Consider the following 21,525-nt stretch of genomic DNA (forward strand, 5'->3'; position numbering starts at 1 on the left):
ACTTCTCCGTAGCTCAGGCTACTACTCATAGGGCATTCCTCCTTTCACGTTCATTAAATCAACTATACGAGGGATGCCCTCCCATTGCAATATACCCTTCAATAGCACCCAACCCTGGTAACGAGGTGCTGGACAATCTACAAAAGGTCCTTGACATAGGTTATGTGAAGGATGCTATCTTCGCCAATCCATGGGTAGACGGAGTGGTACTCCTCGCTTTCACAATCGCCGATCCTGGCGTTAGGGGTGTGTGTGTTTGTAAGGTTGGTGGCGTAGGCAACCAAGCCGAAACCATTTTCGTCGAACTCGCTCTCAGTCCAATCTGCGACTCCACACCATGTTGCACCGCCGTTAGTGGAGATTGCAGCATAGATGTCCGCGTTGATGGTTCCTGCAGCGCTTAGGTCAAGCGAATCCCACTGGCCTGTCCAGGTGTAGACCACACTGCCATCTTCCATTGCCGCAAGCTGCGGGTTCCAGCAGCCAAGACCCGGAATCCAATACCCATCTACACGTGGACCGAGTCCCCACAAGTGGAGGCCGTATAGATCCCAGACGGTGTCACCTTCCTCGGTGAGGGGAACGAACTGGCTGTAGGGGCCGGAAGCAATGTTGACGTGGTTGGTAACCTCACTCCAGTGCATTATCCTTAGGAAGTAAGAATAGAAGTAGGAAAACCAGAGTGTGTCGTTTCTGACTTCGTAGGAACGGGGTCCTTCGCCGAAGCCGATGTCAAGGTTGCCTTCTGCGTCGTAGGCGCAATCCAGATCACGGGACCAGGCGTAGAGATAGTATTCGTCTAAGGTATTCGGAGCCTTATCCGGATAGTACCCATCGGTAACCTTGACAGGGCTACTCCAGCTTGCGCCATTGTCAGTGGACTCGACGTACTTGACGTGACCGCTAGGAGTTCTTTTGTTAGCATAGCCCTCGACCGTAACACCGGCGACCCATGCTATCGCCACCTTGCCGTCCGCCGAGACCGCCATAGCAGCGCTATTAACGGCATCCTCAGAGATGACTTTCCAATTGGAGAAGGTTTCTCCTTCATCGGTGGAGCGAGAGTAGTAGAGACAGTTGAAAGCATCGGACGAGGGGCTTGTAAGCGTAACTGACTGCGTCATCAAACCCTTCGGTGCAACGCGATAAGGTCCCATACCCCCAAAGGCGGCCAAGACAAACACCGCCGTCAGCAGTATGAGCTTTTTGAGCATCTTCGACCTCCTTTTTGACGAATCGGCCGCCGCCGATTCGCGGTTTCTCCCTACGGGATGGTTCTGTTAGGGGACCATCCTGATGGGTTAGCTCTTGGTTTAAAGAGTAAGAGTTGGAGGTTTAGGTGGAACTCCTGCCCGATCCATACGTCCACACTATGCCCTTTTGCCTCCTGGGATTGAGCATATAGAAGTTCCATCCGACCCATAAAGACCTCTATAATTATCATAGGAAGATTTAGGGATATGTCAAGCCCCCCCCAGTTCGTGCGCGGGGAGATGGTTACCAGGGTAGCGGAATGGGGTGAGGGAAAGATGGGGAACAGCCTCACCTGCCTCTGTGCACGAGGGTGCCGCTCAATTCAAATTGCAAACTGCAAATTCTAATTGCAAATTTGTCTGGACTGTTTGACGATGAACAGTTGGCCTCCAAGTGCTGTGATTATTGAAAGGTTCTTCTTTAATCGATATTCAACCCTCTGCATCTTCAATTTGATATTTGCACCCTTGAGGGGGCACTTTGCATTTTGAAATTTTCAATTTGCAATGAGCATGCCCAAGTCGTCCTACTCGACGATCTCAACCCCCTATTACCTGGTAACGATGTATTGACCATGGACACCCCCGTAACACCCGTAACACACCTTGCCCCTTCGGGGCATTCCTAACTTCCTATGGGGATAGATGATGTATATTATGGGGGTGTTACGGGTGTGTTATGGGTGTGTTACGGGTGTTACGGGTTATTCCTCGCTGCGGATCTCGCCAACGAACTCCTCAAGCAGGTCCTCAAGGGTTACAAGCCCTACAGGCTTATCCTCCCTGTCTAAAACTATCGCCATGTGCGCCCGGTTGTTCTGCATGGTGCGCAGAAGTTCGGTGATGCGAGCGCCTGGCGTGGTGAAGAAGGGCCTGCGCAGCCTGGATTTTTCACGCAGAAGATCCTTGGCGTGCAGGACGCCCTTGATGTGGCCGCTGCGGCGATCCAGAACAGGGTAACGTGTGAACCCTTCCCGCTCAATCACCTTAAGGATCTTACCGCGTTTGGTGCCGGTCTTCAGCGTTACCACACGATCCCATGGGGTCATCACGTCACCAAGGGGGGTGTCGAATGCACTGAAGAGGTTGGCGACGCGAGGTGAGGTTTTTTCTTCTATACTCCCAATCTTTTCGCCGAGCCTGAGTGCGGTGAGCATATCCAGCCGTGTGATGGAGAGACGTTCGCCTCTTTTCTCCTTTCTCTTAGGGCGACGAAAGAGTCTTCTGAAGGGTTTTGAAAGCACTATCGCCACGGAATAGAAAGGAGAGGTAGCTATCACCACTTGCTCTGCGTTCAACCGGGCCAGATTCTTGGGCAGATACTCGCCGAGCAGCAATCCTGCCAGCACACCTACGATGATAGCCACGATCGTTCCCAAGGTTTCGTTGAGTTGATCCACGAAGAAGGCGGTGAGGAACAACCCTGAGAGGACAACCGCGATGTTGGTTCCTATAAGGGTGGCTACCAGTAGGAGTTCGGGGTTGTTTAAGAGCTCTATAGCCTTTTCCTGTCTGCGGGTTTTCTTAGAAAGATGAGCTACCCTCACCGGGTTCGCCACCACGTAGGCCGTTTCCGAACCGGAAAAGAAGCCCTGGATAAATATGAAGAGTATACCTAAAAGAAGCGTCACTTGGTCCTCTTTTGTTCCAGCAGAACCTTTTCTATACGCAGGCGTCTCACACTTCGCATAGTAAGATCAATCCCCTTGTAGCTCATCTTCTCCCCACGCTTCGGTATGTGTCCCAGCTCGTGTGTTATGAGTTCGGAGAGCCTGTCGAACTCATCCTCTGCTTCTGCGAAGGCATCGTCAAAAAACTCGTTGAGTTTGGCCAGGTCTATATCCCCGTCTACAAGGTATCTCCCGCGGCCAAGGCGTTTGTAGGGAACCCCGGTGTCGTACTCGTCCACAATCTCACCGAAGATTGCCTCGAGTATATCCTCAAGTGTCGCCAGGCCTGCGATACCGCCGAACTCGTCCACCACTATAGCTATATGTTGATCGGAGCGCCGCAGCTCTTCCAGAAGCTCTGAAAGGACTTTGGTTTCAGGCACGAAGTAAGGCTCGCGTAGAAGCCTCCTGATGGAGGTACGCTTTGGGGCTACAATCAGATCCTTGGTGTAGAGCACCCCAACTATCTTGTCGGTGGTGTCCTCATAGATCGGGTAACGAGATTTATGTGTCCGTTTGACGTAGGCAAGCGCTTTGTAACGACTTGTATTGACAGGCAGGGCACTCATCCCTACACGCGGGGTCATCACCTCACTTACTGTGCGTTCGCCCAGATCCACAAGATTCTCCATGATCTGTTCCTCCTCCGGGCGAAGTATGCCGTAACGCACCGCCATCTCGATCATGGTTTTGACCTCCTCGTCCGTGGGAAAGGGGCGTTGCTTGGGGCGGCCTCGGAAGATCAATCTGGCGAGGGAGGAGAGAGCCCAGGTTAGGGGAAAGAATAGCCACCAGAAGAATATCAATACAGGCGCATAGAGCCGGGCAATTTTCATCGGCAGTCTTACCGCAACAATCTTGGGTGTTATCTCGCCTAGGAGAAGAAGCGTTACAACCATTAAAGCCGCACCTATAGAGAGGGTCTCGGTTTCATTCCACCCCCAACGCTTTGATGCCATTATGAGTAGTGTTGTCCAGAGCGCGGTAGCGGTGAAGTTGACGATGAGGTTGCCAGAAAGGATTGTTCCCAGAAGCCGGTCGCGTGATGAGAGCAGCCAGCGCACGAGCCCTGCCTGTCCCAGCTGTGCGCTGCGCAGCGGCGAGATGGAGAAGTATGCGGTCTCCGCACTTGAGAAAAAGGCGCTTGCTACAAGCAGGATAAGGATGGTCGTAAGAATCGGGATCATCTTAGATAATCATCCCAGGTACCGCTTCATTATTGGTTCCATCTGTGTGTGTGGGTATCCCAAAAGATGCAGCAGGCCGTGAAGTACGAGTCTTTCTATCTCTTCTTCCTCGCTTACACCGTAGTCTAGAGCTTGTTCGCGGGCGCGATCGAGGGACACGTAGACCTCTCCAAGGAAATCCGGCTCCTCAAAGTCAAATGCCAGGACGTCGGTGGGTCCTTTGCGCCCCTTGAAGCGTTCATTTAAATCTCTAAGCGTTTCGTCGTCCGTTAACACGATATTAACCCGCTTGTTGCAGCCCTGGGCGTCAAGAACGCTTTTTACGAGTCTTCGCAGGGCTGCTTTTCTTTGAATTCTTCTTGTGGCTAGTAGCGTTATTCTTTTTCTCATAACGGATTCTTGGGTGAAAGATTCCAATAAGGGTCGAGGTGAAGACCTTACGTACCTCGTGGATGTCTGATGTGGTGAAGTGGCACTCATCCAGCTGACCGTCCGCGACCTTGTCGTTTATTATCTCCTTTATGAATCTTTCCAGGTCATCACGGTCTGTAAATCCATGGGCGCGTACAGCCGCCTCAACCGAGTCTGCAAGCATCACCAACGCCGCCTCCTTGGTTTGAGGTTTTGGCCCCGGGTAACGGAAGACCTCCTCTGGTACGGATTCTGCATCCTTGGTCTCAAGATGCTTGCGATAAAAATACTCCATCCGTGTGGTTCCGTGATGCTGGGCCACTATATCGCGGATGGGACGCGGCAGCCGGTAACGTCCTGCCATCACCAGACCTTTTTTGACGTGGTTTGCGAGGATCAAGGCGGACATACGAGGCTTGAGCCCATCATGAGGGTTTTCCTCGTCCAGTTGGTTTTCTATAAAGTACTGGGGTTTGGCCGTCTTGCCTATGTCATGATAGTAGCCGCTTGCAAGGACCAGGGCCGGATTGGCTCCAATTACCCGGGCGGCGCGTTCGGCAAGGCTGCCAACAAGTACGCTGTGGTGATATGTTCCGGTTGCCTTGAGGGAGAGTTCCTTGAGCAGCGGTTTGTTGAGGTCGGCAAGCTCCGCAAGGGTAAGGGTTGAGGTGAAGCCAAATAGACGTTCTGCGGCAAAGAACGCGGCTGCAAGGAATGCGAAGTTGATTGCAGAATTTATACCCACCTCCAATCCCAATACGGGTAGTTCACGAAGCGAGAAGTTGACCTTGGTCAGGATGAAGATTCCCCGCGCAATGATTCCTCCCCCGAGTATGAAACCGAAGGATGCAACGAACCCTATGCGGCGATGCATTAAAGGCAAAGCAAGCAGGGCGCCGAAGCCTGAAAGGAGCGCGTAAAGAAGATACTCCGGCTCAGTCTGCCAGGGAAGGTATATCAGTACGGAGGTGATGCCTGCCAGGAGAATCCCTTCAAGGGGCCCAAGAAACATGGCGACGGCTAGTGCCACAAAGCCGGTTGGAACGAACCACCAGATGGAGAAGCGTCGCAGGATAAGGCTTGCAGCAAGCCCAAGCACCAGTAACGTTGTCACATAAAGGAACTCACGAACCTCGGGCTCACGTCTTAAGAGGTAAAGACATAATCCCAGGCCCAAAAGGATTAATATGAAGAGAAGATTCTGGCGGATGAAGAGCTGGATTTTCAATCTCCAGTTGCCCTCTATCTCTGCGTTAAGGGCCGCGATTTTCTTAAGGGTCAGGGGGTCGATACGGCTGTTGGCCTCGACTATCAACTCTCCCCGTTCAACGAATCCCTCATACGGGCTTACGCGGTTCCGTGCAGCTTCGCGTCTTGCCTCGGTTTCCTCGCTGTCATACACCAGATTCGGGTTGGGCAGAACGATCCGTCTGAGTATATCTGTTAGCAGGGCTGCCCTTTGTTTATCTGCGGTGAAGTGGCGTCGGGCTGAGTTCTCAATCAGGGTATCAGCGTCCCAGAAGCCCAGTATGTTGTCTAAAGATTCCCCTATCTCCACCTCTCCCATAAGGACGACTACCTTGCGTGCGGCAAGGTCTTCTTTCTCTCGGAAGTAGCCTTGGGAGCTAATCACCTCTACGACGCTGTCTGCGGAGGCAAGCAGTTTCGAGCTGAGCAGTTCGCGTTTCTCTAAATGGAGTTCACTGGCTATCGAGTCAGAGGTGCGCAGGTCTCGCAAGGTCTGCCGCCACTGGGTCTCGACTTCCTCCTTCAGAGCAAGGATAGGTAGAATCCCTGCTGCGGCACTGTCTTGCTCGGCCACGAGACGGGTTGAGTCCTTTGGAAGGGGAAAGGAGATTGGAGCGTAGAGATCCTTCTCTACCACATCACCATCGGCATACTCCATTTTAGGAGGTGGTGAGAGAAGCGGCGCCAGGTTTAGGGTCGCAAGCACCGCTATAGCCGATGCGGCAAGAAGCAGCCTAGGAGGGTTTTTTCTTCTCATACGCCTCGATTATTGCCGATACCAGAGGCGGGCGAACCACGTCCGTAGAATCAAAGTAGATGAACATTACCCCTTCGATCTCCGAGAGTAACTTCCTCGCATCAAGCAGCCCTGACTGCTCGGAATGCCCCAGATCGATCTGGGTAACATCACCGGTTATTATTGAATGTGAGTTCCAGCCAAGGCGCGTGAGGAACATCTTCATCTGTATGGGGGTGGTGTTCTGGGCCTCGTCAAGGATGATGTAGGCGTCCGAAAGTGTTCTGCCTCTCATGAAAGCAAGCGGCGCTATCTCGATAACCTGATTATCCAAAAAGCGTCTCATGCGCTCGGCTGGGATCATGTCGGAGAGCGCATCGTAAAGCGGACGCAGGTAGGGATCCACCTTCTCCTTCAAGTCCCCTGGCAGGAACCCCAGGGACTCCCCCGCCTCAACCGCTGGTCGGGTGAGGATGATGCGGTCGATCTGGTCGTTTGTGAGCGCCTCGACCGCCTTGGCAACCGCGAGATAGGTCTTGCCAGTTCCTGCCGGCCCGATGCTGAAGGTTATCGAGTTTTCATCTATACTTTTTATGTATCTTTGCTGATGCTCGGACTGGGGGCGGATGACCTTGCGCGGGGTGTAGATCACGCCCTCTTCCTGTTCGCTTCGGTTACGGGTCTTCCGCACGCCTTCCGTCTCGGCAAGCACTATCTCCGGGGTAATGATTCTTCCCGCGCGTATCATCCTACAGAGGCGTCCCACGAGGTCGGCAACCTTGTCTACCTCGGCATCCCTACCCTCAAGAGCAAGTTTCGTGCCCCTTGCCACAATCTGGACATCAAAGTTTCCTCGCAGGACACGCAGATTCTCTTCACCCACCCCGGTTAAAAGGAGTGGGTCAACGTCCTTTATCTTCAGGATACGTCGTGACATGGGTCAATGGAAGATGGGAAGAGGGGAAGACTAATTCGTCTTCCCCTCAACAATCATGTTGCGCTTAACGCGGAATAACAAAGACTTGGTTCGGATAGATCAGGTCCGGATCATTAATCTGATCTTTGTTTGCCTCGTAGATTGCCGGCCACTTGGAGCCGTCTCCGTATACCGCTACAGAGTTGGCGATCTTCCACAGCCAGTTACCCGACTTCACTTTCCATTCGTTGACGCCGGGTATAAAGAGTAGCCAGCCCGGATAGATCAGATTCGGATCGGAGATGATGTCGTTGTTTGCCTCGTAGATTGCCGGCCACTTGGAGCCGTCATGGTAGACATATTCATCTGCAGCGATCTTGTAGAGATAGTCCCCAGGCTTAACGGAGTAACGACCCCAGTAGCGCGGTTGCTTCTCGAGTTCGGCAAGACGCGCTTCAAGCTCGGCAATCTTGGTGTCCAGAGCAGCCACCTCGTCCTTTAAGGCGTTTACTTTAGGATCAATGTTGCCGATTCCTTCTTCAGCAGCAGCCTCACGGATGTTGCAAGCCTCTAGCTGCGCTTCCGCGTCCTTTTTCTTCATCCTGGCGCCATAGGCCACACCCGCGAACAGAACCAGACCCACTGTCAATAGAATGAGAATCTTCTTCGCCATGGGTCCTCCTACTTTACTGTGGCTCGCGCGGGCTTGCCGCCTTCACCACGGGATGGCTTAGCGCTCTCAAGCTCGGCGATCGTTTCTTCTAGTTCCTGGATGCGGGCCTCTTTTTCGGCTTTATCAGACTGAAGAGTTTGGAGCTGCGACTCAAGGCTAGCAAGCCTGGCTTCGGCATCGTCCGCTGCTTGGCACGCGGCTTCCATCTCAGCGATTAACTGCTTGGAGGCTCCGCAACCCGCAAGCAAGCCAAGTCCGAAGACGACCAGCACACCCAGTGCGATAAGTCGCTTGTGCATTTGCACCTCCTTTAATTTAATCATGTGTGAGTATTATAGAGCCAGACAAAAGTTTGTCAAGAGCAAAAGCTCCTATTCAGTTTGTTTTTTCCTAACTTCCCAAATTTCCGAGACAAACCTCGTAGGGCTCTATCTGGAGGATAATAAGGCGGGAATCCATGAATGTCAAGGGGGGGGTCGTGCGCGGGGAGATGGTTACCAGGGTAGCGGGATGAGGTGAGGGAAAGATGGACAACAGCCTCACCTGTCTCTGTGCACGAGGGTGTCGCTCAATTCAAATTGCAAACTGCAAATTCTAAATTGCAAATTTGTCTGGACTGTTTGACGGTGAACAGTTGACCTCCAAGTGTCCTGATTGTTGTAATGCTCTTCTTTATCGATCTCCAACCCACCCCCCATCTTAAATTTGATATTTACTCCGTAACCGTCGTCCTTCGGTGCTCCGTAAACGTCGCCCTTCGGTGCATTTTGCGATCTTCAATTTGCAATAAACATGCGTGCTGCTGGAAGCTCGTAGGGGCCGACCTCAGCGTGCCCCATTCGGGTATTAGGTCGGCCAGCCTTCCTCCAACATAAGATTACCTCCCCGCCGGAACAATAAGTTATTGCGGGCGTACCTGAAGGTACGCCCCTACGAGAATCGGCTGCGCTCCTCAGCGCTATCTCGCCGGGGGTAGTCGAAAAGACCTGATTTCCTTTGTTGCCTCTGCTCTTTCTCAACGACCTACCCCTACCACCTGGCAACGATGTATTGACTATGGACAGTCTCAGGATAAGCAGTCTTCTTGACAGTTTGTGTGTTACGGGTAAACTGCGTTCAAGATGAAGAATAATCTCCTCGACACCATCGCTGGCTCCATGGGGCTTGCCCTCCCCATCATCCTTGGCATCTACGCCGTAGGCGCGTTATTCGTGGGCCAGGTTTCTTTCAAACAGTCCACAATGGTACAGGGTTTCTGGCGATTCTGGGGCTGGCAGATTCTCGGTCACGTTGTCTCGGCCACCGGCGTTTTGGCCTATACCTGGCTTATCAAGCTCACCTCACTGCATCTGGCATTCGCGGTGTACGGCGGTTTGGGTTTTGTTGCCGTGCAGGTGTTTGGTGCCTGGCTTATCTTCAAGGAACGCATCTCTCTGGGGCAGTGGCTTGGTGCCTGCCTTGTCTTCGCAGGGATAGTCCTTATCGCTCTCACCCGTCCGGGTGCCTCCACCCACTAGAGGATCATTGACAATCCAGTTTCATGAGCTAAACTTGCATCATGGATCCCACCCTTAAGATAGTCATGACGGTAGGCATTGTCGTAGTGGCTTTGGCTGCCCTGGCCGCGAGCCAGATAGGTTTCAAGTACGCATCAGGTGCGCAGAACTTCAAAACAACCATCCTCTGGTTCCTTGCCGCCGGTGTTGCCGGGACCATCTCCATGGTACTCTACACTGTTCTTTTGCGTTTCATACCTCTGTCGGTTGGTTACGCGGTGCTTTTCGGTCTGGGTTTTGTTCTGGTGCAGGTGGTTGCGGCGAAGCTGATCCTGAAGGAACAGATCTCCCTGGTGCAGTGGATCGGCGGCGCGGTGATGGTGGCAGGCATTCTTATGATAGCCTTCGGCGGGCAGAAGGGGTGATCCGGACACTGGTACGTGCGATCATCCTGGCGATAGATCGCGCGCTCATACGCCGCTACGGGATCTTTGAATTCAACTCGAACCCCTCCTCGATCCTGCGAGTATCATTCGAGCACAACAAGAAAGATCGTGTGCTTTCCGACGGATTCCGTGTCGCTCCAGGAGAGAAGGTTTTGGCCGTTCATCTCCGGAACGAATACATGCCTTCCTTCTCCACGTGGGGGGCGGACCTAGGCTGGGCCAAACAGTTTCTCAGGCTCTTCGCCGAATCCCTGGTTGATCTTGCCTTCTTCATCCGCGATGATCCTCGGTGCAAGGATATCCGGCTTATCTGGGGTACGATTCTCCTCTTTGCCGAGCCTCACAGGATGGTCCGCCGATTCGGATTCCACCTTGAGCGTATCGAAGGAAAGCACGCATGGGAGAGCTTTCTTCTCTTCTGGCCCAGGCTCTTTGCGTTTGCCTTGATCTGGGCTTTCAATCCCCGCCGTCTGAAATGCAACGCCTTAAGCCGGGGTCGTCTTTACCGTCTCTACTGGTCTCGGAAGAACCTTGTGGCCTTGACTTCCGACAAATCCTCGCATCACAGGAGGATGACGTGAAAAAAAGAGCTAGACTTCGCTCCGAGACCCGGTCGTAAAAAGCTTTCCCCCTATCTCGCAAGACTGGTTGAGACCGTTGGAGATGGATGTGCTCTTCACCGCCTCCCTCTGATACCTATATATGGTCGGGGTCATAGACCCGCTTACGAGACCCGTATCAACGACCTCTGCCGCGAGGTAGGGGTCTCAGGGCTTCTCTGCTTCGAGGTCGGTTTCTTCGGTTTCGTCTTTCTTCTTGGGTCTCGTGAAGAAGAACTCCGTGATCAAGAGGATTATCACAGCTATGACTATGGAACTGTCGGCTATGTTGTAGGTAGCCCAGCGCCAGGTGCGAAGCCCCATGCTTATCCAGTCCACCACGTATCCCAGTCTTACTCGGTCTATGAAGTTGCCGAAGCCTCCGCCAAGGATCAGTCCCAGAAGTACCGTAACAAACTTAGGCTGCGGACGAAGCAGAAGGTAGATAACAAATCCAACCGCAACCATCGGCAGGATTATGTAGAGCCACTGAGGGCCGAAGGAGAGGCTGAAAATCCCGGCGGTGTTCTGGGCATAGGTTACCTTCAACACGGGATCTATCAGAGTCACCCACTCATTCAAACCCAGGTTGGCTACGATAAGCACCTTGGAGATCTGATCCAGGAGCAAAACAGCGGACATCGCAATCGCTGCTCTTACCCACTGCCTCCAGGATGCCCACTGCCACTTTTTTGCTGGGCGTTCGTTTATGGATTCTTTTGGATCCTGCAAGGCAGGTCCGTCCCTTTTCCTTGCTTTCTTCTTGGGTGTTCCAGTGTTTAGGGAAGATTTTGAGCGATGCACCGGATTAGAAACTGAATTCGCTTTCGTCAATGATGTAGTTGAGCGGGTTAACCGCTTTACCCCCTACCCTTACCTCGTAGTGCAGATGGGTGCCTGTTGTGCGTCCGGTTGCTCCCATGACTGCTATCACCTGGCCGCGTAATACCTCCTCACCCGGCTTTACATATATACCTCCCAGGTGAGCATAGAACGTTTCGATCTCGTTACCGTGATCCAACTTGATGCACAGGCCGTAACCGGAACGCGCACCTATATATGAAATCACACCATCGGCGGTCGCCACGATAGGTGTTCCCGGAGCGTTCGAGATGTCAACGCCGTTGTGCATCCTTGGGCGCTTGGTAAAGGGATCTATACGGTAACCGAATCCACTACACTGCCAGCCGTTGCAAGGCCGAATCGATGGGGTGTGATCTCGAAGATTCTTGTCTTTCTTGAGTTTCTCCCCGATATCTGCAAAGCTTTCCTTCTGATATTTTGCCTTGCGCAGGAGTTCGTCAACGGTGTTGGATATCTCGGTTACATCCTGATATTGTTTGCTTTTTATCTGCTCTAATGCCAGCAGCTCCCTATCCTTTTTCTTTTCTCCGCCCACGCCGAGTTCACGAACATCCTCCGGCAGGACCCTCATATTGGCTTGGACGCGAAGTTGGAGGTCGTGCTTACCAAGTAGGACAAGCAGGGTCTTGAGTGAATCGATCTGTTCATTGAGCTGTTGGTACTGAATCTCGAGGAGCTTATTGTTTTCTTCAAGACGGGTCAGTTTATCGTAGTCGATTTGTTCCGTGGCACGAGAGGTTATAAAGAGGCCTGCGAAGCCTATAAGGAGGCTGAAAGCGACCGCAACCGACAATAATCCCCATCGTGGTATTGCCAGCCGCGTTACTTTACCGCGTGGTCCCCCATCAATTAAGAAGTTGATACGCTTGAACAGCCAGGAGATGACACGCTTGAACATCACAATAAGTATATAGCAAACCGAGTATGTTGTCAAGAGCTAAAAAGTCTATTTCACAGACCCTTCAAAATCAAGGCTTCGCAAAAGGCTATCGTTTTGATAGAATTTAGCCGTTTGCTGATTTTTCACAATTTGAGTTATTCACCTTCCATGGTCGGCAAAAAGTAGTCGTTTACACGGGAATCGGTGTTACGGTGTTACGGTGTTACGGGGAGTTCCGAAGGGAACTCTAAGGCATAGGGTATTGGATCAGGTTTTCTTCGGCGTCAAGGAAGTAGCCCTCGGGGCTGACTGTTTTTCCTGCGACGCGTACCTCGTAGTGCAGGTGCGGGCCTACGGTTCTGCCGGTGTTGCCTACGGCGGCGATTATCTCGTATCTTTTGATCTCCTGACCGACCTCGACATAGATCTCGGAGAGATGAGCGTAGACCGTCTGGATCTCGTAACCATGGTTTATCTTCACCATGTTGCCGTATCCGGCGAGACGTCCGGCAAACGAGACCACGCCGTCTGCTGCAGCAATCACAGGGGTTTCAATCTTGTTGGTTATGTCCACCCCGCAGTGCATCTTACGGATGCCAAGGATCGGGTCGCGGCGGTAGCCGAACTTGCCGCTGAACCGACCTCTGGTGGGAACGATCGATGGGATGTGATCCCACATCCTGGTATCTTTGCCGAGTTTGGTTTCGACCTCAGCAAAGCTCTCTCTCTGATAGTTCGCTTTACGCAGAAGTTTGTCGATGTCCTGCGATATCCTGCTGACATCGGAGTAAGACGGACTGTTCATCTTCTGCAGGGCTATTGCTGCAGGGCTTTCCATCGTTGGACCGCCTACGCCCAGTGCGCGGACATCCGCGGATAATACTTCCATACCTTTCTGGATGCGGAGTTGGATGTCGTGTCGTTGTATGTAGGCCAGTAACGTTGTCAAAGAATCGGCGGATTTTTCAAGACCCACAAATCGCCGCAGGACCCCTTGATTTTCTCGTTCCAGGCGACTTAATTTGTTGTGGAAGAGCGCACTTTTCAGGCCATAAGTACCTAAACCGACTACGAGCGAGATTACGAGGATAGAGATCGTTGCGCAAAGCCACCTGGGCGCGGCAATTCGTCTTACCTTGTTGCGGTTTCCGGCATCAATAAGAATGGAAATCCGCCCCGAAAGGGCTTTTTTGACACGCTCGAGCCACATAGGCTAAAAATATACGGGAAGAAAAGAAAGGTGTCAATAGGGCAAACGCTGTATAGAGAAGAGATTGGTGAGGGCTGGACGGTTAAATAAGAGTTTCGGCTATCTGGACGGCATTCAGTGCAGCCCCCTTGCGCAGGTTGTCGGTGCAAAGCCAGAAGTGAACAACGTTTTCGGCCACAGGGTCTCGGCGCAGCCTTGATAAAAACACCTCATCTGAGCCTGTGATCTCGACAGGGGTGATGAGTTCACCTTCCGGCAGAATTTTGAGTCCAGGAAACGAAGCCATAGACTCTCTTACCGCGTTCAAGTCTATCGGTTCGGCAAATATGCAGGTGACCGAGAGGGAGTGCCCCACCTCGACCGGTACCCGGACGCAGGTAGCGTGGATAGATAACGTTTCGTCTCCTAAGATTTTCCTCGACTCATCCCTCAGCTTGCGCTCCTCGGATGCCTCACCTGCCTCGCTAAACGAGCCGATCTGGGGGATCAGGTTGGCGGCAAGGATCTCGGGGAAGACCTCTCTTGCGTCTTCAGGCATCTTCTCTCCTGCGGTTACATATTCTCGCTGCAGACGTAGCTCTTCGAGCGCCGCCTTGCCCGCACCTGACGCCGACTGAAGTGAGGTAACAACCGTCCTTTCAGGTCTTGCCACCTTGCGGATAGCGGCCATGGCCATGACAAAGGGGATGGTGGTGCAGTTGGGGTTGGCGACGATCTTTGAGTCCAAGCGCTCTACCGCGTCCCAGTTTACCTCTGGCACAACCAGCGGAACTTTCGGGTCCATCCTGAACACCTTGGACTTGTCGATCACCCATGCCTCGCCCTTGTAGTCTTTCAGAATCCCCCGCGCCACATCGTCTGCAACCGAGCAGAAGAAAATGTCGGCAAGAAGGTCCCAGTTCTCTCCGATTGCCATCACCTCCACCTCTTTGTCCTTGAACTCGATCTTCTCGCCCGCACTGCGCTGTGAGGCAAACAGGATAAGCTCCGATACCGGAAACCCCCGCTCCTGTAAAATCCTCAAAGTAGTCCTGCCCACCAGCCCGGTGGCTCCGATAATTCCAACTCTCATACCCTATTGTAGTAGACGATAAAGCACTAGTCAAGTGAAACCACAGATTACGCCGATTACACAGATTTATTTAGAAACCTTGAATCAGTGAAATCTGTGCAGTCCGTGGTTATTTCTACCTTATTGTATTTGACGATAAAGCAAGAGTCAAGTGAAACCACAGATTACACAGATTACTCAGATTTGGATTTGAAATCATTTAATCTGCGAAAATCTGCGCAATCTGCGGTTGGATTTCCGGTGGGCTGGAGAGCCTGTGCTCCCTATTTTAAAGAAAGTCCCCGAGTTGTCAAAGATGGTGTGTTACGGGTGTTACGGGGGGAGGCGGCGTACCTGGAGACGATAGTAGTTCTCGCCCTTGACGCAGCATACGTAGCCCGCGTACCGGCCGTCGGGCGAGAAGAAAACGTGCTTGAGCCAGTGTTCGTTTGAAGACATAAGGGTAATCGCCTCGACGCTACCGTCGCAGGAGCGGAGCCTGGGCGAAGGCCTGTCCCGAACCTCATCCCCAGGTGCCCAATCGACATCCTCATACACCAGCACCCACTCATCGCCAGGAACGAACCGGAAAGGGGCGGCAGACTGGTATTGGGGTATGTTGACGCAGGATTTCTTGGATTTCAGCAACGACGGATCTGAAAGCACCTCTGTCGGGATAAGGATATGATCAAAAGGGGGCAGACGTTTGCTTAACCACATGCGCAGACGCAAGAAGCGCTTGTGATTCCGCAGCACCAGCCAGCGTTTGTCGGGCGAGAGCTCCCAGTCCATCTCCCAGCCCGGTTTTTTGAACCTGCGCAGCTCGGATATCTCGCGAGGTGGTGATTGCAGGTCGGACACCGCCGGGAGCTGAACGTAGTTTTCGGGCAAGTCCAGGTCAGGAAACCCCCAGCCACGACGCGGAGAAATGAATAGCGCTTTGCCGGAGGGAGAGAGGAAAGACTCAGTTGAAGGGTCGTAGGCGTCATCGTACACGTTGGTGGGGATAAGAAGTTCCGCATACGTGGAGTCATCCAACTCAAGATCGTGAACGAGCACCTGTCGGGATTCTATCTGGTAAGATCGCAAGGGGATCAACTTATGTTTGGCTAGCTCGTAAAGGAATTTGATTTCGGTAAATCTGGTAAGTCTATTGAGAAATAAAAGAATACGAAAACGTTTGTAGAAGATATATTGAAATTCGCCAGAAGAAACAACCCGGTCCTGTTCGACAATATAGCAATAGGAAGCGGTAAATTCAGCTATTGAATCAATCTCCTCGTAAAGCAGCCGGCAGTCGGCAGTGATCCTTACTCGCAGGCTAAGGTTAAGATCCTCAAGCTCAGGAGCCGGTATCCTGGCGACAACACGCATATCCCGCAGGTCAACCGCCAGGATTTCGTTCGAAGAGAGGTTAATTCTACCAAAAGAAACAATCCCTTTTTCAAGAATATTGTAACCGTAACCGGTGAAGAGAAGAAGGTAGGGCTGTTCTACCCGCAGGATAAACCCTTGCACCGCGGCGACGGTTCGCGGCTTGGAAGAGTGCACGTCCACCACGTAGAATAGCTCCATGCGGTCAGCCAGCATATTGTTGAACTGGAATTCGGGCAAAGTGCCTGAAACGTTAATCATCTCCACATTCCCTACGTGCACCATCCGGCTGGTATCGCCTAAAGGCAAGGGGAATAGTATCCACCCCGGATGAAGCTGGTTTGAAAGACGATAACTGGCATTTATGTTTAAATCGAGAGAGTAAACCTCGTATGTGTTGCCGAACGCTCGATACGGAGGCTCTCCGCCTGGAATGTTCAGAACGAGCGTATCGCAGGAGCGAGGATTTGCCAGAGGGTAGCGTCGCAGCATAACCCCCCAGTTGATCGAATCAACCCCGACAAAGGTAGCGACGTAGAGCAGGCTATCTGTGAACCCCAGGATGCTTGACCACTCCCTGTATCTGCCGGGAAGAGACAAAACAAGCGGCAGTTCAGCCTGCTCAGGGGCTTCTGATTTGGGACATCCCACAACTAAGGCCAAACTGAGATACAAAAAGACTGCTGCCCAGCTTCTTATCTTCATGGGTTATTTTAATTAGGAAACAAAGGTTGTCAACTCCTCAAAGGAGTCTTAAGCAACGACCGAGTGGTTGCACTCCACAGAACGATTCCCCCTCCCAGGTGGACAGCGTGCCCCTTGGGGCGCCAATTTTACTGCGCCCCATAGGGTAGGGGGATAAAGGGGGAGGGGGAAGCAATAAGACACAGGCCGTTCAGTCAAGTTGAACTGCAGAGATATTGAGATTAGAAGATTTGAAGATGCGAAGATTAAAAGATTGAAGATTAGATTGTGAGCGCGGGTTTAGTATGCCCCCGTCGGGTGTTCCAACCCGCGGAGAATGGGAATGGCGGACTGGAAAGAGGCGGGAAATTGAGAATGCCCCGCAGGGGTGCGGGGGTGTTACGGGTGTTACGGGGGCAATTGGCGAACCTGCAGGCGGTAGAAGTTCTCTCCCTCCAATCGGCAGATGTAACCTAAATGCTTTCCGTCGGGCGAGAAAAAGGGCCGATGGAAATCTTCTTCGTTTGAGGTGAGAAGCGGGATAATCCGTCTGTCCCTGGAAGGATCGGCGATTCCTACGAGAAAAGGAGAGTCATCGTACTTATTAATCAGCCCCCAATCTTCTCGCGGGAAAAAGAAGATGCTTCCTTCAAATGCTTGTACCTTAAAGAAAGACCTAGGTTTGAATGCCTTGGGATCAGTCAAAACCTCAATGGGGGCAAAGATAACTCTACCGGTATCGCGAATGTTCCGGGTAAAGTAATGCAATACGATCCATCTCCTCTCAGGCGAGAGCCACCAGTCGGTTAACCTTCCTCGAACGCCTGCCTTCTTGAGCCAGGTTACTTCGTATGGCGGGCTTTCGAGGTCCGAAACACCAGGCCCGGGGAAGAAGGGTCTCAAGAATCCATAGAACCCCGGCGAGTGACACCCCCATCCACCGGACGGTTGAAGGAAAAGCGCTTTGCCGTCAGGGGTATTGAAAGTAAAGGTTGAAGGTTCGAGATCGCCCCGGTTGATTTCCACCAGGCTGTTAAGAGGAACAAGCATCTGGCGGTGAGCGCTGTCGCCGGATTCCAGCTGCCATTCTGTAATCTCAAGACGCTGATATGCGTAGAAAGAAGAATCCCATTCAAGCTCGACATCTCGGAAATCCTGATGACAGTAGAGCAGACGGTTATCTGACGTAAGTCTTGCCCCCCAGCTATCACCGGCAAGCGGCTGGCTGACCACCTCCTCTTTCTGTAGCAGATCAATTACGACTAACCTGCTGTTTGACGAGTATTCTTTAATGTAACCTATATTCGTAGCGCTTGCATGATAGCCATATCCGGTAAGAACAAGCAGGTAAGGATACTCATAACCCAAAACCGTTCCTTCAATTGCCGCTGTGGTCTTGAGGTCAGGCGCATGAATATCGACCACGTAGAAGAGTTCATCGTACTTACGTAGATGGTGTTCGAAGAAACCCCGCGCCAGTGGAGGTGAACCGATGCTCCATATGTGTCCAAAACGCAGCATATTGGACGTGTCGCCAAGAGGTAGACGTGAGAAGACCAGCCCTTGCCTTGCCATAGGGTAGGGATACATTTCGGTCACATCGAAGCCTGCATGGAAGTAGTTTTGTATAAAGGTAGGATCGGACGGCGTGTAAGTGATACGGAAAGGAAGAATTAAACTGTCACTTGGAATGGCTTGGGAAAAAGGAACTCGTCGAACCGTGATTTGATAAGTTGAGTCTGGAAGAAGGGTATACCTGAGCATACAAACGAGGCTGTCGGTGAGAACAAAGTCGTAGTCATCGCTCCAACAGGTATAGACGGACAACGGAATGGAAAGCACAAGCGGCAGCTCAACCTGCTCATGAGGCTTGCGGCAATTCGGAAGAAAACCAAGGTTGAGAAACACGAGAGTTACAAACCAACTTCTTATCCTCATACACCTATTGTAACAAGGAAACAAAGGTTGTCAACTCCTCGAATGAGTCTTAAGCAACGACCGAGTGGTTGCACCCCATAGAACGATTCCCCCTCCTTGGTGGAGGTGGATAAAGGGGGAGGGGGAAGCAATAAGACACAGGCTGGAGTACCCGACAGGGGCACGCTGAGCCTGTGCTACCTATTCGACGAACAGCGCGGAGTCAAGGTTTTTCACCTTCAACAAATACCCCTGAGTGCATTTCATGATTTTAAAGAAAGTCCCCGAGTTGTCAAAGATGGTGTGTTACGGGTGTTACGGGGGCAATTGGCGAACCTGCAGGCGGTAGTAGTTCTCTCCCTCCAATCGGCAGATGTAGCCTACGTAGCCTCCGTCAGGCGAGAAAAAGGCCTCCTGGAAGTCTGTCTCATTTGACGAAAGCAAGGGAATTGGAGGATTGCCTTGACCGCAGGCGTAAAGAAGTGGAACCGCACCTGGACGGTTCCCCGTAAGAACCCAATCCTCGCCGGGTGCGAACCGGAACGGGGCGGCAGACTCGTACTGGGGTATATGAACATAGGATTTCACCGACTCCAGCAACGACGGATCGGCAAGCACCTCCACAGGGATAAGGATGTGATCATAGGGGGGCAGACGTTTGCTTAGCCACTTGCGCAAGCGGGAGAACTGCTTGTAATAGTCCAGCACCAGCCAGCGTTTGTCGGGCGAGAGTTCCCAGTTCATCTCCCAGCCCGGTTTTTTGAACCTGCGCAGCTCGGAGAGTTCGCGGGGAGGATTTGTAAGGTCTGAAACCGCCGGAACCTGAACTAACCATGGGTTGTATTCGAACATGTGAAATCCCCAGCCTTGCGGCTCGGAGATGAATATAGCCCTGCCCTTATTATCAAGACATCTTTCGGTAGAAGGACTAAACGCAAAGAAAGGGAGGAGGAGTTCGCTGCGTGATACATCTCCGGAGTCAATGTCCCAGATGAACACGGGTCTGCGCTCCAGCATGTAGTATCGCAACACCTGGGAATTGATCAAGAATCTATACCAGGCAGAAGTCCAGACCTCTTCTTCGGAAACCAGCTTATCGATCCCTGGGAAATAACGCCAGCATTCAGGCCACTCAACCGTCTCGGTGTAAAGCAGCTTGTGGTCAGGGGTCAGGCAGGCTCGATACCATATCTCCCATGCGTCGTTTTCAAGCGTTACCGGCAAACGTCCCATCTCGTGCATGTCTCGCATATCTATGAGGATAAGTTCGCAGCCTTGAACGTATCTTGGGGTAGGGTTCACTTCCCCGTAGCTCTGCTCGGTGTAACCGTAACCTGACAGCAAAAGGAGGTACGGGTCGACAAAGTCCACAACCTCTCCTTCGACGCAGGCGACCGTTCGGGGGATTGCGGAGTGCATGTCTATTATATAGAAATGCTCCCAACGGCTGCGCAAGGTGCTCTGGAAGGACTCTTGAGAGACGTAATCCTGAACGAACGATATTACTTCACCCCGATGAAGCATATTCGAGGTATCCCCAAGCGGCACCGGGAAAAGCTTCCAGCCTCGATGCGGCAGGCGTTCAAAGTAGCGATCCGAGGCGTATAATTTGACCTCAAACCGCAAGCCGGGATAGAAAAACCAGTCCGAGGAGTCCTTGCAGGGACAAGGAAAAACCTGTGTGTCGCAGATGCCTGAATTTGCCAGCCAGAACCGGCGAAGCATAAGTCCAAACTCTTCGTTGTCCGTTTGAACCAATCGAACACCATAAAGCAGACTATCAGTGAGGTCGAAGTATTCGTTGAACCCGCCGTCCACAGAGATGGAAAGTACAAGCGGCAGGCTGGTCTCTTGCTTGGAGGAACGACCGCAACTTGCAAGACAGATTAAGATAAAACTCAAGGCGCATGCTCTACCCTCTCGCATACGTAGATAATAGTCGAAAGTAAACCTTTGTCAATGCGAAAACCGTATCCTCCTCCTCTTTGCCTCCTCGAAGAATTTGCCTATTTGAGATTGACGAGGATTCTGATAAGCTTGCCGAACGTATATCTCACAATACCCAGGTATGTACTTGTGATTGGTGTTCTTTATCTCCTCGGCGATAGCTTTACACTTCCTGTAGAGCCAATCTTCTCTGCCTTTCTGTTCCTTAATCTTATCACAGATTACTTCCAGTTCGTATCTGCAGAGTTTAGTGTTCAATTTGCGCATCATGGTCTCGGAAGGATCCTCAAAAGTAGTAACCTTTTTTTCGCGACTCGCCGCGTTCTTATGACATAGACCACTCCCACCCTGGAAACGCAGATTATAATATGCGTACTTGCTCCCTACACGCATCTCGTATACCTCGTGCATGATCCCTGCACGTATAACGGCAAGTGCCGCACAGTACCCGGAGATGTAAATCTTCGGGTTGCGAATCATTCCGTTTGCTGTGGCAAACTTCAGATCATTTGTTTCGTTTGTGATGCGGTAGTCCCCACTCGATATACATAGATGATTTTCCCATTCCCTGAAGCTTGAGTTAAGGTGCTTCAGAGGATAAACAACTACCTTTTTGCCGTTTTCCGTTTTTGTCGGATTGGTCCAGTCGTCGGGGTTTGGTTGCCCTTTGTATGAGAGGGGGAAATCTGCCTTCACATCCCTCTCGTCAACAGGACAAGGGTCGCTGGGGTTGGGGGATGCTCCAACTAGCCTCATAGCCAGCCATGTCCTGGCTCTGGTGATGTGATCGTTATAAACACATTTCCCATATTTGCTTGTCCCCGTGAAATGACCGTCATATCCGTTTATGTTAGTACCCATCTTCTCTCCTTTGTGAATTTACCAACCAGTGTAAGCTCCCTTTCTGAAGAACACCATTGAAACCTGACGAACTGACACCCCACGTCTTCACTTCGTGAAGCC

The 21,525-nt window shown here is 52.0% G+C and carries 20 protein-coding genes; 3 read left to right on the forward strand and 17 right to left on the reverse strand.

The window, feature by feature from the left end:
• Positions 1–137 precede the first annotated feature (137 nt).
• From CEE36_09425 to CEE36_09465, 9 genes are all read right to left on the reverse strand, one after another.
• The gene (locus CEE36_09425; GenBank protein ID TKJ40501.1) at positions 138–1,214 is read right to left on the reverse strand and encodes a hypothetical protein; all 1,077 of its coding nucleotides are present in this window, start codon (positions 1,212–1,214) and stop codon (positions 138–140) included.
• 50 nt (positions 1,215–1,264) lie between these two features.
• On the reverse strand, positions 1,265–1,444 hold the full coding sequence (locus CEE36_09430; GenBank protein ID TKJ40502.1) for a hypothetical protein: 180 nt from the start codon (positions 1,442–1,444) through the stop codon (positions 1,265–1,267).
• Positions 1,445–1,957: 513 nt separating this feature from the next.
• Positions 1,958–2,884 carry a hypothetical protein gene (locus CEE36_09435; protein ID TKJ40503.1) on the reverse strand — a complete coding sequence of 309 codons (927 nt, stop codon included), beginning with the start codon at positions 2,882–2,884 and terminating at the stop codon, positions 1,958–1,960.
• Entirely contained in the window at positions 2,881–4,110 is a 1,230-nt protein-coding gene (locus CEE36_09440) for a hypothetical protein (protein TKJ40504.1), read from the reverse strand. The genes CEE36_09435 and CEE36_09440 overlap by 4 nt, the downstream gene beginning before the upstream one ends.
• Before the next feature lie 9 nt (positions 4,111–4,119).
• Positions 4,120–4,590, reverse strand: coding sequence for an rRNA maturation RNase YbeY (gene ybeY / locus CEE36_09445; GenBank protein ID TKJ40505.1), 471 nt, complete (start codon positions 4,588–4,590; stop codon positions 4,120–4,122).
• Positions 4,418–6,526 (reverse strand): hypothetical protein, encoded by a 2,109-nt coding sequence (locus CEE36_09450; protein TKJ40506.1) that lies wholly within the window; start codon positions 6,524–6,526, stop codon positions 4,418–4,420. The genes ybeY and CEE36_09450 overlap by 173 nt, the downstream gene beginning before the upstream one ends.
• Positions 6,504–7,442 (reverse strand): phosphate starvation-inducible protein PhoH, encoded by a 939-nt coding sequence (locus CEE36_09455; protein TKJ40507.1) that lies wholly within the window; start codon positions 7,440–7,442, stop codon positions 6,504–6,506. The genes CEE36_09450 and CEE36_09455 overlap by 23 nt, the downstream gene beginning before the upstream one ends.
• 64 nt (positions 7,443–7,506) lie before the next feature.
• Positions 7,507–7,749: a hypothetical protein gene (locus tag CEE36_09460; GenBank protein ID TKJ40539.1), complete on the reverse strand. Its 243-nt coding sequence runs from the start codon at positions 7,747–7,749 to the stop codon at positions 7,507–7,509.
• 353 nt (positions 7,750–8,102) lie between these two features.
• The gene (locus tag CEE36_09465) at positions 8,103–8,393 is read right to left on the reverse strand and encodes a hypothetical protein (protein ID TKJ40508.1); all 291 of its coding nucleotides are present in this window, start codon (positions 8,391–8,393) and stop codon (positions 8,103–8,105) included.
• Between the two features lie 822 nt (positions 8,394–9,215).
• On the opposite strand from CEE36_09465, the gene CEE36_09470 reads away from it, so the two are divergent.
• From CEE36_09470 to CEE36_09480, 3 genes are read left to right on the forward strand one after another with little or no spacing between them, the layout of a single operon-like run.
• Positions 9,216–9,611 carry a hypothetical protein gene (locus tag CEE36_09470; GenBank protein ID TKJ40509.1) on the forward strand — a complete coding sequence of 132 codons (396 nt, stop codon included), beginning with the start codon at positions 9,216–9,218 and terminating at the stop codon, positions 9,609–9,611.
• Positions 9,612–9,652: 41 nt separating this feature from the next.
• A complete protein-coding gene (locus CEE36_09475) occupies positions 9,653–10,015 on the forward strand; it encodes a hypothetical protein (protein TKJ40510.1) in 363 nt (120 codons plus the stop codon).
• Positions 10,012–10,617: a hypothetical protein gene (locus CEE36_09480; protein ID TKJ40511.1), complete on the forward strand. Its 606-nt coding sequence runs from the start codon at positions 10,012–10,014 to the stop codon at positions 10,615–10,617. Before CEE36_09475 ends, CEE36_09480 begins: the two co-directional genes overlap by 4 nt.
• 186 nt (positions 10,618–10,803) lie before the next feature.
• On the opposite strand, the gene lspA is transcribed toward CEE36_09480, so the two are convergent.
• The 8 genes from lspA to CEE36_09520 form a co-directional block, all read right to left on the reverse strand.
• The gene (gene lspA / locus CEE36_09485) at positions 10,804–11,277 is read right to left on the reverse strand and encodes a signal peptidase II (GenBank protein TKJ40512.1); all 474 of its coding nucleotides are present in this window, start codon (positions 11,275–11,277) and stop codon (positions 10,804–10,806) included.
• A gap of 166 nt (positions 11,278–11,443) precedes the next feature.
• On the reverse strand, positions 11,444–12,397 hold the full coding sequence (locus CEE36_09490; GenBank protein TKJ40513.1) for a metalloendopeptidase: 954 nt from the start codon (positions 12,395–12,397) through the stop codon (positions 11,444–11,446).
• 229 nt (positions 12,398–12,626) lie between these two features.
• Positions 12,627–13,589 (reverse strand): hypothetical protein, encoded by a 963-nt coding sequence (locus CEE36_09495; protein ID TKJ40514.1) that lies wholly within the window; start codon positions 13,587–13,589, stop codon positions 12,627–12,629.
• A gap of 82 nt (positions 13,590–13,671) precedes the next feature.
• On the reverse strand, positions 13,672–14,661 hold the full coding sequence (locus CEE36_09500; protein ID TKJ40515.1) for an aspartate-semialdehyde dehydrogenase: 990 nt from the start codon (positions 14,659–14,661) through the stop codon (positions 13,672–13,674).
• A gap of 312 nt (positions 14,662–14,973) precedes the next feature.
• A complete protein-coding gene (locus CEE36_09505) occupies positions 14,974–16,719 on the reverse strand; it encodes a hypothetical protein (protein TKJ40516.1) in 1,746 nt (581 codons plus the stop codon).
• 387 nt (positions 16,720–17,106) lie between these two features.
• Positions 17,107–18,636, reverse strand: coding sequence for a hypothetical protein (locus tag CEE36_09510; GenBank protein TKJ40517.1), 1,530 nt, complete (start codon positions 18,634–18,636; stop codon positions 17,107–17,109).
• Between the two features lie 294 nt (positions 18,637–18,930).
• Positions 18,931–20,541, reverse strand: a complete 1,611-nt coding sequence (locus CEE36_09515; GenBank protein ID TKJ40518.1) for a hypothetical protein — start codon at positions 20,539–20,541, stop codon at positions 18,931–18,933.
• 30 nt (positions 20,542–20,571) lie between these two features.
• Positions 20,572–21,423, reverse strand: a complete 852-nt coding sequence (locus CEE36_09520) for a hypothetical protein (GenBank protein ID TKJ40519.1) — start codon at positions 21,421–21,423, stop codon at positions 20,572–20,574.
• Positions 21,424–21,525 lie beyond the last annotated feature (102 nt).

The organism is candidate division TA06 bacterium B3_TA06 (assembly GCA_005223075.1).
Taxonomy (GTDB): domain Bacteria; phylum Hydrothermota; class Tepidihabitantia; order B3-TA06; family B3-TA06; genus B3-TA06.

Coding starts and splice junctions, on each gene's coding strand:
- CEE36_09425 (TKJ40501.1), bottom strand. CDS start 1,214: ATGCTCAAAAAGCTCATACTGCTGACGGCGGTGTTTGTCTTGGCCGCC.
- lspA (TKJ40512.1), bottom strand. CDS start 11,277: ATGTCCGCTGTTTTGCTCCTGGATCAGATCTCCAAGGTGCTTATCGTA.
- CEE36_09455 (TKJ40507.1), bottom strand. CDS start 7,442: ATGTCACGACGTATCCTGAAGATAAAGGACGTTGACCCACTCCTTTTA.
- CEE36_09490 (TKJ40513.1), bottom strand. CDS start 12,397: ATGTTCAAGCGTGTCATCTCCTGGCTGTTCAAGCGTATCAACTTCTTA.
- CEE36_09470 (TKJ40509.1), top strand. CDS start 9,216: ATGAAGAATAATCTCCTCGACACCATCGCTGGCTCCATGGGGCTTGCC.
- CEE36_09515 (TKJ40518.1), bottom strand. CDS start 20,541: ATGCGAGAGGGTAGAGCATGCGCCTTGAGTTTTATCTTAATCTGTCTT.
- CEE36_09450 (TKJ40506.1), bottom strand. CDS start 6,526: ATGAGAAGAAAAAACCCTCCTAGGCTGCTTCTTGCCGCATCGGCTATA.
- CEE36_09520 (TKJ40519.1), bottom strand. CDS start 21,423: ATGGGTACTAACATAAACGGATATGACGGTCATTTCACGGGGACAAGC.
- CEE36_09495 (TKJ40514.1), bottom strand. CDS start 13,589: ATGTGGCTCGAGCGTGTCAAAAAAGCCCTTTCGGGGCGGATTTCCATT.
- CEE36_09510 (TKJ40517.1), bottom strand. CDS start 18,636: ATGAGGATAAGAAGTTGGTTTGTAACTCTCGTGTTTCTCAACCTTGGT.
- ybeY (TKJ40505.1), bottom strand. CDS start 4,590: ATGAGTGCCACTTCACCACATCAGACATCCACGAGGTACGTAAGGTCT.
- CEE36_09465 (TKJ40508.1), bottom strand. CDS start 8,393: ATGCACAAGCGACTTATCGCACTGGGTGTGCTGGTCGTCTTCGGACTT.
- CEE36_09430 (TKJ40502.1), bottom strand. CDS start 1,444: ATGATAATTATAGAGGTCTTTATGGGTCGGATGGAACTTCTATATGCT.
- CEE36_09500 (TKJ40515.1), bottom strand. CDS start 14,661: ATGAGAGTTGGAATTATCGGAGCCACCGGGCTGGTGGGCAGGACTACT.
- CEE36_09475 (TKJ40510.1), top strand. CDS start 9,653: ATGGATCCCACCCTTAAGATAGTCATGACGGTAGGCATTGTCGTAGTG.
- CEE36_09440 (TKJ40504.1), bottom strand. CDS start 4,110: ATGATCCCGATTCTTACGACCATCCTTATCCTGCTTGTAGCAAGCGCC.
- CEE36_09505 (TKJ40516.1), bottom strand. CDS start 16,719: ATGAAGATAAGAAGCTGGGCAGCAGTCTTTTTGTATCTCAGTTTGGCC.